The organism is Pedobacter chinensis (assembly GCF_003339865.1).
Classification (GTDB): domain Bacteria; phylum Bacteroidota; class Bacteroidia; order Sphingobacteriales; family Sphingobacteriaceae; genus Pedobacter; species Pedobacter chinensis.
In genome coordinates this window covers 715,156-728,422 of record NZ_QPKV01000002.1, presented here as the reverse complement: position 1 = coordinate 728,422, position 13,267 = coordinate 715,156, and the positions used below count along the sequence as shown (strand labels likewise).

At 38.0% G+C, this 13,267-nt stretch carries 7 protein-coding genes; 6 read left to right on the top strand and 1 reads right to left on the bottom strand.

Features of this window, described 5'->3' with window-relative positions; genetic code table 11:
- Position 1: 1 nt before the first annotated feature.
- The 6 genes from DU508_RS04405 to DU508_RS04380 all read left to right on the top strand — a co-directional run bounded on the left by DU508_RS04405 (position 2) and on the right by DU508_RS04380 (position 11,301).
- On the top strand, positions 2-1,810 hold the full coding sequence (locus tag DU508_RS04405; protein ID WP_115401600.1) for a RagB/SusD family nutrient uptake outer membrane protein: 1,809 nt from the start codon (positions 2-4) through the stop codon (positions 1,808-1,810).
- Between the two features lie 17 nt (positions 1,811-1,827).
- Positions 1,828-4,950, top strand: a complete 3,123-nt coding sequence (locus DU508_RS04400) for a SusC/RagA family TonB-linked outer membrane protein (RefSeq protein ID WP_115401599.1) — start codon at positions 1,828-1,830, stop codon at positions 4,948-4,950.
- A 10-nt stretch (positions 4,951-4,960) separates the two neighbouring features.
- Positions 4,961-6,742 carry a RagB/SusD family nutrient uptake outer membrane protein gene (locus DU508_RS04395; protein WP_147273588.1) on the top strand — a complete coding sequence of 594 codons (1,782 nt, stop codon included), beginning with the start codon at positions 4,961-4,963 and terminating at the stop codon, positions 6,740-6,742.
- Between the two features lie 253 nt (positions 6,743-6,995).
- Complete coding sequence (locus tag DU508_RS04390) at positions 6,996-7,310, top strand: alpha-L-fucosidase C-terminal domain-containing protein (RefSeq protein WP_115401597.1); 315 nt, start codon at positions 6,996-6,998, stop codon at positions 7,308-7,310.
- Positions 7,311-7,625: 315 nt separating this feature from the next.
- Complete coding sequence (locus DU508_RS04385; protein ID WP_115401596.1) at positions 7,626-9,122, top strand: alpha-L-fucosidase; 1,497 nt, start codon at positions 7,626-7,628, stop codon at positions 9,120-9,122.
- Between the two features lie 115 nt (positions 9,123-9,237).
- Entirely contained in the window at positions 9,238-11,301 is a 2,064-nt protein-coding gene (locus DU508_RS04380) for a glycoside hydrolase family 2 protein (protein WP_115401595.1), read from the top strand.
- A gap of 788 nt (positions 11,302-12,089) precedes the next feature.
- Here the strand turns inward: DU508_RS04380 and DU508_RS04375 are convergent.
- Positions 12,090-12,953: an AraC family transcriptional regulator gene (locus DU508_RS04375; RefSeq protein WP_115401594.1), complete on the bottom strand. Its 864-nt coding sequence runs from the start codon at positions 12,951-12,953 to the stop codon at positions 12,090-12,092.
- Positions 12,954-13,267: the final 314 nt, after the last annotated feature.

The following is a 13,267-nucleotide window of genomic DNA, read 5'->3' as shown; positions in this document are numbered from 1 at the left end:
AATGAAAAATATTAAAATATATAAACACGCTTCTTTGGCCATTTTATCTGCATTTTTAATTTTTGCAACCGTTGGCTGTAAAAAGCTTATTGATGATACTCCTCCTGCTGAACTGATTGGAGACGATCTAATTTTCGATACCAAAGACTCCTTAGGTGTAAATGCAGAGAAATTCCTGAATAATATTTATGCTGATTTGCCACGGGGATTTAACCGGATCAATGTCAGTTCTCAAGCCTTATTCTCCATTACTGCAAATGTGGGTAACATGCTTGAGGCTGGATCTGATGATGCAGTACCCAATGCCATTACCGATCAGGTGCAATATTTTTCTACGGATGGAATCAGTGCCAGCGTAAACCCTGATAATACCTGGAATGCTAACTATGCTGGTATTAGAAAAGTAAATATTTTTTTAAGCAAAATAGATCGCGTACCCTTATTTACAAAAGGCTTAAAAGATCGCTGGAAAGCAGAAGCAAGAGCTTTGAGAGCTATGTTTTACTTCGAATTACTTAAACGTTGGGGCGGCATACCTTTAATTGGAGATAAAGTGTTTGCAACTTCTGAACAAATCAATCTGCCAAGAAATAGTTATGCCGAAGTTCAGGCATATATTTTATCAGAATTGGATGCTGCAATGCCTTATTTGCTAACGGCCAATGCAAGTTCAAACGGAACTTTTGCAGCCAATAATTATGGCCGATTTGGCAGGGGAGCGGCCATGGCCATTAAGTCCCGCTTACTTTTATATGCAGCGAGTCCGCTAAACAATGCGACTAATGATCTTTCTAAGTGGTCTGCCGCGGCGGTGGCAGCAAAGGCTGTTATAGATAGTGTAAGTGCGGGTAAATTTATATATGCTTTACACAATACGGCAAGTACCGCGCACTATAGCACAACAACTTTAGCAGGAGTAACAACAACAGCCAACTTATCTGCTTATGTAACATCAGTTAACAAGTTTTTAAGTATTTTCTCTACGGCTTCCAATAATGAAATTATTCTGCCCTACATGTCTGCCACAAATACAAGTGTAGAAACCAATAATGATCCTGTTGGATACACGCGGGCGGGAGCTGGTAAAACAAACCCAACCCAAGAATTGGTTGATGAGTATGAAATGACCAATGGAAAGATGATTGGCGAAACCGGGTCAGGTTATCTCGCAACCAATCCATACTACGACAGAGATCCCCGTTTTCCATCAACAATTATATATAACGGTCTTTATTGGTTAAACAGACCTGTACAAACTTATGATGGAGGATTAGACAGACCTTTTGGCTACGGATTAAGAAACAGCGGCGAAACCAGAACAGGTTATTACCTCAGAAAATTTATGACCAGTAACTCATCGGCTACCAGTTTTACAGCGACCAACCACATTTTCCCAATTTTCAGATATGCAGAAATTCTGTTAAACTATGCAGAGGCGCAAAATGAAGCTGTAGGTCCGGATAACACTGTTTATTCAGCCATAAATGCAATACGGGCAAGAGCGGGTATGCCTAATCTTCCAGCCGGGTTAAGCCAGACTGATATGAGAACCAGAATCAGACACGAACGCAGAGTGGAAATGGCATTTGAGGAACAGCGTTTTTGGGACATCAGACGATGGAAGATTGCCGAAAATGTTTTAAATGGAACGTTACATGGCATTAAGGGCACACTGTCCGGATCAGCAGTTAACTATCAAACCGTTGATGTTATTCCTGTAAAATTTAATGCCGGTAAAATGTACAGATATCCAATTCCATTTAATGAGTTGGTTTCAAATCCATCCATGACTCAAAATCCAAATTGGTAACATTTAAAAGAAATCAAATGAAAAAAATTATATACAGTTTATTGTTTTTGATTTTTACGATAAGTTTTAATAAAGCTTTCTGCCAATCGGAACAAGTGATTACGGGGATAGTTGGGGATAACATTGGTCCCATTCCTGCTGCAAGTGTTTATGAAAAAGATTTTAACTCAAATGGTGTTAAAACCGATGAACAGGGAAGATTTACCTTGAAATTAAAAGGAAGTAACCGCATTGTTATTGTTACATCAGTAGGTTATTTATCCAGAGAAATCAATTTCGGGAATAAAACCAATATGTCAATTACCTTAACCGAAGATGCAAAAGGCTTAGAAGAAGTGGTTGTTTTAGGGGTAGGTCAGATAGGAAAAAAGGTAACCAATACAGGTGCTACCAGTACAATTTCCGGTGCTCAGATCAGACAAAGTCCTTCTGCAAGTTTACAAAACTCTCTGGCAGGCCGTTTACCTGGTTTCTTTTCGCAACAGCGTAGCGGGCAACCTGGCAGAGATGGTGCAGCTTTTCAAATCAGAGGTATTAACTCTTATGCAGGTGGTAGTAGCCCTTTGATAATCGTTGATGATGTGGAATACACTTTAGATCAGGTAAATCAACTGGATCCAAACGAAGTGGAAAGTGTTACCATTTTAAAGGATGCATCAACAACTGCAGTTTATGGTGTACGCGGTTCAAACGGCGTGTTGATCATCAGAACAAGAAGGGGTAATCCGGGTAAACCAGAACTTAACTTTAAAAGTGAAACTGGTTTACAGCTTCCTACCCAAAGGCCGGAGGTAAATAATGGTTATACCACATTAAGTTTATTAAGAGAACGCTTAATTGGACAATATGTTGGAACAACGGTAACCCCCGAAACCGGCGAGTACGCAAGGTTTTATGCAAACAACGCTTTATCACACTATCAACTGAATGATGATCCGTACAATTACCCTAATGTACAATGGTGGGATGAGGTAATGCGCAAGGTTAGTGTCCAGAACAGATTGAACTTTGATGTAAACGGAGGAACCAATAATGCCAAGTATTTTATCAGTTTAGGCTACCTGTCGCAGGGAGGTTTATTTAAAGAGTTTTCTAAGGATCAGGGGTATGAATCCAACTATACCTATAACCGTTATACTTTCAGGTCCAATGTAGATTTAAAGCCAACCAAAACCTTAAAAATCAGAATTGATTTATCAGGTAGATTTGGTGTAACCAATGAACCAAATGATAAACCATGGAATGGTGGGGGTACCACTTTTCAATATCTTTGGAACGGAGAGCTGAACTCCTTCTCGTATCCGGTTTACTGGGCTAATGGCTTAATTGCCAGCTCTACCAACCCATCAGCGATAAAGCCGAATCCTATAGCCAATTTAATGTACGCAGGTTATAACCGTAGTTACACCAATAACCTGAATATGGTTACGGAAATTAATCAGCAACTGGATTTTATCACCAAAGGATTGGCTGTAAACGGTTTGGTATCTTATGCAACAGATTATAATTTTGGAATCAATTTAACGAGAAACTCATCAGAGATTTTGGCTTACACTTACAATCCGGTAACCAAAGCTTATGATCCGGTAGTTACAGGCTTGTACCGCATGGGGCCAATGACGAGAAGCTCTTCCAATTCGCCCATGTCTAAAAACCTAAGCCTGCGTTTCAACCTTAATTATGCAAGAAGTTTCGGTAACCACAACGTAACGGCATTAATTCTTGCTACAGAGGCCAGATACAACAAAGATCCAAGCTCAGGCGCTATTGTAACCGAACCTTTCAATATTCGTGGCTTGACCGGAAAAGTTACCTACGATTATAAACAGAAATATTTAATTGATTTTAGTGGTGGATATAATGGATCAGACCGATTCGTTTCAGATAAAAAATATCAACTATTTCCCGCTGTTGGGGCAGGGTGGAACATTAGCGAAGAACCATTTTTTAAGAACAATATCAAATTCATCGATCTTTTCAAAATCAGAGGATCTTATGGCTTGACCGGAAATGACAATATTGGAACGAGCACTTATATTTATGTAAAAAGCTATACAAATCCTTCGGGAGCTTCTTACGTATTTGGCGAAAATCCGGTTAGCTACACCGGTATAACAGAACCAACTTTGGGTAATAACAACATTACCTGGATGGTAACCCGTGATGCAAACATTGGTATGGAATTGAAGATGTTTAAGGGAAGATTTTCAATGGAACTTGATTTCTTTAAGAAAAAAACAAAGAATATCTTTACTACACCCGGATCTATTCCAAGTACTTTTGGAGCAAGCTTACCACCATATAACTTAGGTATGCAAGAGAACAAAGGCTTTGAGGTGAACCTTACCTATAATGACCGGGTAAGCTCTAACTTAACTGTTTTTGCAAATACCAACCTAAGCTTCGCCAAAAACAAGGTTACTTACAGAAATGAGCCAGACTATCCTTATCCATGGTTAGCACAAACAGGCCAAACAGCCAACCCAATATTTGCTTACACTTTTGATGGCTTTTACCAAACGCTTGATGAGTTGTACAATGCGCCTAAAATGGCAACAGCGGTACCACTGAGAAACCTGTTTTTAGGCTCTGTTAAATTAAAAGATTTAAATGGTGATGGCATTATAGATGCAAATGACCGTGGATACATCGGTACGAATTATCCTTTTTATACTGCAGGCTTTAGCTTCGGCTTCTCTTATAAAGGAATCGATGTGTCTACACTGTTTCAGGGAGCTTTTGGAAACTTTCTCAGTATGAACAGGGGTTCTATTAGTTATGCGAGGCCAGAGCGGGTTTCCGTACCCCTGAATTCGGCGAGATGGACCCCAATAACCGCCGGCGATGCCATGTTTCCTGATCTTTCAGGGAATTCACAAAACACCGTCGAATCAACATTCTGGTATAAAAAGGGCGATTATATCCGTTGGAAAAACGTTGAGATAGGTTACAGGTTTCCATCTGCAATCTATAAAAAGATAAGATTGAACAGCTTAAGGGTTTATGCGAATGGCTACAATATGGGCTTGCTTTACACTAACCTCCCTGCAGCAATAGATCCTGAATCTGTAGCATCTACCAGTGTTGGAGAATATCCACAGCAACGTGTATTTAATTTTGGAATTCAATTTGGCTTATAAATTTTTTGGAATGAAAAATAGATATTTTATAATCGGAACTTTGATAGCCATGGCTGCTATGGTTTCCTGTAAAAAGAATGGATTATTGGATCCTAAAACCGAGCCATTATCAGAGGATAAAGTTTTTGCAGATAGTGCATTGACGATCAATTTTTTAAACCCCATTTATGCCGCAACTGGGATGGATGTTCATCCTCAGCGAAATGACCTGGTAAGCAACGCCGGTGCCAGTGATAATAATGCCAGTTTAGAAGAATTTACAACCAATTGCCGGTCAGGTTATGGTGGGTTAACCACTTTTTTACAAGGAGCCTCGAGTCCTTCAAGCGGTCCATTTTTTGCGACTTATGCAGCATATTATCAAAAAATAAGGCTTGCCAATAAATTCATGAGTAACCTGCCTAAGGCACCGCTTTCTGCAGCTAAAAAGAAAACTTTAAATGCCGAAGCCAGATTTTTGAGAGCATTTTACTATCAGGCATTGGTAAGATTATATGGTGGGATACAATTAATGGGCGATGATGCAAGCGATGAATTCCCTACTTATGAGTACAAGCGAAATACATATAAAGAATGTGTAGATTATATCGCATCAGAATACGATCAGGCAGCAGCAGATCTGCCTTCATCTTTAACGCTTGATGCAGTAGACTACGGAAGAGCTACATCAGGAGCTTGTAAAGCGTTAAAAGCCAGGTTATTCATTACGGCAGCTAGTCCGCTGTTTAACGGCAGTCCGGTATCAACTAATCCTTCTGTTGCTTCATTGGTGGCTTATTCGGTTACATACGATCAAAATTTGTGGCAAAAAGCCGCCGATGCCTGCAAAGCTGTAATTGATTTGCCAGAATATGCCCTCGTAATTGATCATACTTTACCTGCATACCCGGGTAATGGCTTTTGGAAAATGTTTGTTGAAAACAGAAAAAACACTGAATATATATTCGCTTATAACATTGCCCGGGGAAAAACAATTGAAAATTATTGGTTTCCATGGAGCTTGACAGGAAGAGGTAGCGGAACCACCTACAGCAATCCATCGGAGAATATGGTTAGAAGTTTTGGGATGAGAAATGGTAAGGCCATTACTGACCAGAATTCTGGATATGTAGCGTCAAATCCCTATGTGAACCGCGATCCACGATTTTATTATTCTATTATTTATGATCAGGCACAGGTATCCGACAGGGTCTCAAATGTAATGAAACCCGTTACCATTCAAACTCAAAGATCAACCAATTTGCCCATTGAAGATGGCATTGCACAGTATAAAACAGTAACAGGTTACTATAACCGTAAAATGTGTAATGACAGATTGCCTTATAATAGTTTAAATGTTGACCGGGCTTATCCAATAATCAGGTTAGCAGAAATTTATCTGGGTTATGCGGAAGCGTTAAATGAAACAGGGCAGGTTGAGCAAGCTGTAACCTGGGTAAATAAAATCAGGGACAGGGCAGGTATTTTACCCGGGGCAGACAACAGGTATGGAATTCCCGCAGGAATAAGCAAAGAGAGCTTAAGGGATATAATCAGAAACGAATATAAGGTAGAACTTTTTCAGGAAGGTCACTTTTATTACGATACAAGAAGATGGAAAACGGCAGAACAAACCGAATCGGAAGGAATACTTGGGATGAGGGTTTACAAAGAACAGAATGGCACCACCAATATGGAAACCTTCGTTACACTGACAACCATTTTTATTGCGCCGCAAATGTATTTCGTTCCGCTGCCAACTGCCGAAATTTCAAAATCAAAAGGTTTGTTGATTCAAAATCCAGGCTGGTAATTAAGTTAAAATTAGTTAATGATTAGTTATAAAAATCTGGTTTAAGTTAGTGTCCTGGATAGGCGCTAACTTAATACCAGTGTTGTTTTGCCTTTTTAGAAACAAAAATATTGACTGAAACATCCTTATTTTTTTAGTTGAGTTAGCGCCAACCTGGCTGCCTGTTTATGTAAAGCAGGCAGCAATTGGGTTGGAAATACTGGTGTTAAAAGCCAGCGCCAAACTCATTACAAAATAAATTAAATTTTTTAAAATGCCTTCCACACGTAAAGCCATATCTGCATTAACCCAGCTCAGAAAATCAATTGATATCCGAACACTGGAGCCTATTATATTTTACTCCGGGAAAAATGATGAATTACACATTCACTTAAGTAAGGAAGATAGGGGAGAACTGATCATTAAATCGCTTTCTAAAAAAATGATCACGGTAAGAGAAGTGACTTTGCTTGAGAATGATAGCAAACTATCGTGGAAACAGAATTTTAAAGGCCTGAAAATAATTGTTCCCACATCTATCGATGAAGAATTAAATGACCAACAAGCAATTATAAAAATTAAATTTTAAAGGTTTACCCTCAGCAAATGAACTAAAAACAAAAATCAACTATGAAAAACAGAAGAAACAAATTTAGATTGCACTTTTACTGATATTAACTTTGACAGTTCATTTGTAATGTGGCTGGCAAAGTTTTAACCAAAAAACATTTTTTTTAATCTTTTAATTAAAAGACAAACGTTTGATTTCAATTGTATCAAAATCTATGGAAAAAACTGATTGTTCTTCTCTGTAAATTGAGCAGAAATGGTTTGAAGTTGAAACTTAATGCGTGATAATAATCTAAAAAATGCATCAAAATAACACAAGTGAAATATTATAAAAATGAAACAAAGATCCTTAAACCTATTTAAAAAATTAAGTCTGCTTAGCTTGCTTGCAATCGGCCTCGGTGGAAGTTCAGCAATCGCGCAACAAACACCCGCAATCGATACGATTCCGTTAAAATACGGATCACATAGAACGGGAAATCGTACAGATTCAGTTATGCAACGCTGGAGAAGTTATGCTCTTGGGCAATTTATTCACTGGGGAGTGTATGCAATACCTGGCGGACATTGGGAGGACAAGAGCTATAATGGTGCTGCAGAATGGATTCGGTCGTGGTCTGGAAATACTGCTCCGAATGATTGGAAAAACACCTATGATAACCTGTATAAACAATTTAATCCTACAGATTTCAATGCTGCAAAATGGGCAAAACAGGCTAAAAATATGGGCGCAAAATATGTGATTTTTACTACCAAACATCATGATGGATTTTGCATGTGGCCAAGCAAGTACACCGATTACACCATCAAAAACACGCCCTACAAAAAAGATATTGTGAAACAGGTGGTAGATGCCTATAATGCAGAAGGTGTTGATGTTTACCTCTATTTTTCTATCATAGATTGGAACCATAAAGGATACCGTTCTGGCGTTCCTAAAACGCCTGCCGATAGTGTGGCTTATGAAGATTTCAAAAAATTTACCCGCAATCAACTGATCGAACTGCTAACCAAATACCCTACTGCTAAAGGCCTTTGGTTTGATGGCACCTGGGATGCCGCCTGGGTAAAACAAAGCAAATTTGCCGACGATTTAGAAAAAGAACTCAGAAAACTTCGTCCAGGGCTTATTATTGGAAGCCGTTTCAGGGCCGATGAATACGGTAAACGCCATTTTGATAGCAACGGAAAAATGATGGGTGATTATGAGCAAGGCTGGGAACGCAAATTACCGGCAAGTATTGACGTGGTTAAGGGGCGGGATTGGGATTGCGTGATGACCATTCCACCAAACCAATGGGGATACAACTCCGACTGGAAATCATCATACATTAAAACCGCAAATGATTTGACCAATATGTTACTTCATGCTGTCTCTATGAATGGTAATCTGGTGGTTAATTTCGGACCCGATGGAAAGGGGAATATCAGAACCGAAGAAGGACAAACGGCCGAAAAACTGGGGGAATGGGTAAAGCAAAATAGTGAGGCCATATATGGCGCAAGATACTCCGGACTTCCAAAACCTGAATATGGCTATTATACCAAAAAAGACAATAAACTTTATTTAACAGTTTTTAATAGCCCTGTTAACCATATCTTACGACTCCCTATACCACGTTCTTATGCACAGAAACCTATAAAAGCAATTTTAGGTAATCAGCAATCTTTACCTCTTGTGGTAACCGATATGGGAATGAGCGGAGATGCTAACCTATACTATGATATCACTTTACCAGAAGGACAAAACTTAAATCAACCTTTTGTGATTACGATTGAATTAAACCAGTCGAAAGGCGAAGGCAAATCTTTTGGAGAAGCAAAAACATAGCTTATAGTTAAGTGATCAGAAATGATTTCAGGCATTAAAGTGTTTGCGATAATAACCATTCGGGAATAGGCTGATTTCAAAAAATAAAATATAAAGGAATAACAAAGATTAAATAATGAAGAATAAGATTAGCTTGATGAGTGTTTTAATGGTTTTGTTCAGCTTGGGGATAACAAAAGCACAAGAGGCAAGAAAAGTCATGAACTTTAATACCAACTGGGCTTTTAAGAAAACCATCGATACCATTACTAAAACCAATGATTGGGAAAAGGTTGTGTTGCCACATACCTGGAACGCGGTTGATATGCAGTTAAGCAAAAATTTTTACGAAGGAGAAGGCCAGTATAAAAAGGAAATTGTTTTTGGTGAGGAATGTCAAAATAAACGTTTGTTTTTGCGCTTTGAAGGTGTAGGCTCAGTTGCCCAGGTTTATGTAAATGATAAGCTGGTTGGTACTCACAAAGGATCTTATAGTGCATTCTGTTTCGATATAACCTATGCTGTTCAATTGGGCAAGTCAAACACAATTCTGGTAAAAGTTAATAATAAGGCCAGAAAAGATGTACTTCCTGTAAATCATTTTCTTTTCGGTATTTATGGAGGAATTTATCGCCCTGTAGAGTTAATTGTTACCAATAAGATTAATATTTCTACAACAGATTACGCCTCACCCGGGGTATATATATCACAAAAAAATGTAACGAAGGAAGCAGCCGATATTAATATCGCTTTAAAACTTGAAAATATTTCTACAAGGGCAGAAGATATTACAATTAAAAATACCATATATGATAAAACCGGGAAGGTTGTGCTGGAAAAATCCAGCCAACACCGCTTGCTTACTCAGGGTCGCCAGCAATTTACTCAAGATTTAACGGTGCCTCATCCTATCCTTTGGGATGGATTTAACAACCCTTATCTGTATAAGATAGTAAGTCGTGTGATGAAAGATAATATAGTGATGGATGAGGTTAGCCAGCCGCTTGGCTTAAGGAAATTTGAATTGGTGGCAGGCAAAGGAATGTTTCTTAACGGGAAATCTTATACCATGAATGGTGTTTGCCGTCATCAGGATAGGTGGCAATACGGCAATGCACTCAGTAATGCGCATCATAAAGAGGATTTGGATCTGATAAAAGAAATGGGCGCTACCACTATTCGTTTTGCACACTATCAGCAGGCAGAGTATTTGTACTCGCAATGCGATACCATGGGCTTTGTAATCTGGGCAGAAATTCCATTTGTGAATACTTATACCAGTGAAGAAGGCGACAATGCTAAACAACAGCTTCAGGAATTGATTTTACAGAATTATAATCATCCATCTATTTATGTGTGGGGATTACACAATGAAGTTTATGGCAAAACGCCAGCTGATTTTCCGGCTGTATTAACCAGGGAATTGAATGATTTAGCAAAAAGACTCGATCCATACCGCTATACCGTTTCTGTTAGTGGCTATGAAGAAATGAACCGGCCAACGAATCTGAATGCAGATATTCAGGGGATTAACCATTATTTTGGCTGGTACGATGGAAAGATAGATGATATTGAAAGATGGGCATCGGGAATGGAGAAAAACTATCCTGAAAACCTGTTGATTCTTTCTGAATACGGTGCTGATGGAAATGTTTTACAACAGCAAGAGCAATCAACATTGCCTGAAAGCTGGAATTATACTTCTCCGCAATATCCCGAAAACTACGAAACTAAAACCCATGAAAAACAGTGGCCGGTAATTGCTAAACATCCGATTATCTTAGCCTCTTATGTATGGAATATGTTTGATTTTGCCACGCCAATGTGGAACAGGGGGAGTATGGCAGCAAGAAATATGAAAGGCCTCGTTACTTTTGATCGTAAATTGAAGAAAGATGCTTTTTACTGGTACAAAGCTAACTGGAGTAAGGAGCCCGTGTTATACATTACCGAGCGCAGAACGATAAAACGCAAAAACAGCATAACTCCGGTTACGGTTTATTCCAATCAGGGAGCGCCTGAACTTTTCATCAACGGGAAAAAACTGAGCACTAAACCCGAGTTGAGAGACGGGCATATTCAATATGTTTTTGAAAACATTAATCTAAAAAAAGGTAAGAATTCCATTAAGGCCACTTTAAAAAAGAATGGCAAGAATTATACAGATACTATTAAGTGGGAATATTCAGTTGAAAAATAGAATTTATATATAAATGCATGATTCCCACCCGATGTCATATTTAACCAAAGGTGAGTTTGGATAAGAGATAATGACACCTCTTAGAGGTTAAAATCGTTAAATTCATCAATTTTTTATCATCGACCACGCTAACATTGACATATTTTTGTGATTTATTGTTAATTAAGATTTTAACTTAAGTTTTAAAGAAGCAATATCCCGCAGATTTAAGAAGATTACGTGAGTTTTATTTTGATCTGCGTAATCATCGGCATCTGCGGGAAATATCTGAAGAGTTCCAACGTCATTGATATTGATTTTTATGAAATAAGACTGCCAGTGATAAGCTTTATAGAGCGGCCGTCATTGAGGAGGGGAAAGACGAAGCAATCTGTTTGCTGTCAAAAACCCATTATAGTACTGAAAGATTGCTTCACTTCGTCTAATAGCCCTTCCTTTAGTTCGCAATGACGGGTGTTTCAAACCTAACGAAGTTTTGCCGGATTGCGGGTTGGGGAAACTTCGTCAGTGTGATCATAATTAAGAATAACAGTCACCGGAGGCATATCGATAAAGCAATCTTTTTGTATTTGCATCTTCATTACTCACATGCATGCAAGATTGCTCGTTTTACTTGCAATTGACGAGCAAGTTTCCTTTGACTTAATGACATTGGTAAAATAGAGATCTTTCTATTTGGGGAAAAAAAAATGCCATTAATAGATTATCGTCCTCGTTTTTAATAATGATATTTGAAGACGGCGATTTAATCGCCTAAGTAATTCATTTTAATTTTTTATTTCAACCAATTAAATAAATTCCTGTTGATATTTTAAGGGTGTTTTGCCAATGATATCTTTAAAGCATTTGTGAAAGCTGGCAAAATTGTGGAATCCGCTTTCATAACAAATCTCCTTTACACTCATGCTGTTTTCAATAAGCAGTTTGCAAGCCTGACCAATCCTGATTTCATTAGTAAACTGAGTGTAGGTTTTTCTGCTTCTGGATTTAAAAAATTTGCAAAAGGAATTAGGACTGATCTTGGCTATTTCAGCAATTTCATTTAACTCTATTCTCTTTTTATAATTACTAATGGTGTAATTATATATAGCCTGAATGCGGTCTTTCTCTGCATCCTGAAAGTTGCATTGAAATCCCAGCGAAGCGAGATAGTTAATCTCTTTGCACTGGCTTATAGCAAGCAAAGCTTCTAACAGAAGCAAAATTCTCTTCACGCCACTGCTTTCAACAATCTCAACAATCAGGTTGGCCACAACTTTTTTAAACTTTCCGTTGATCTGCATGCCTCTTTTAGCATTCGCTATAACTTTCTTAATCTCCATATTTTCAGGAAGATTTAAAAAATCATTACCCCAAAATAACTCTTCAAAATGAACAACATACACATCTGCAGTTAATTGACCGGAGTGTTCAAAATATTCATGATCGAAACGCCAGTAGTGGGGCAGGTTACTTCCTACTAAAACCACTTCGCCATCACTAAAATTCTTAATATTATCGCCAATGAATTGCGTTCCTTTTCCTTTTTTTAAATAAATTAACTCCAGGGCAGAGTGATAGTGCCATCGGTTATTCACGTTTGGCATCATATCTCGCCGGGCACTAAAAGATTGTGCAGATGTAGGAGACACTTTTAATAAGTGAGGTTTCATAAATGGAATTACTGAATTTGAAAACTAACTTAAATTGCAATAAATATTATAAAAAATAATATAATATCCAATTTAGCTTAATAATTTGATGATAACGTAAACATTTAGCTCCGATTTAAAAGTTTTATTTGTATGTAGAACCAGTATTGTATTTCACGGGAGTTTGTTTATTTATGCTTAGTGCATAAATCAATTTCATTCTCTTTTTGAACTGACAGTATTTTAATGATATAAACGGCCAACATGGGCAGCGTTGGTTACAGAAGCAAATGGCTTTAACAGTTAAATATCATTTTACATTAAGAAAAACCAAA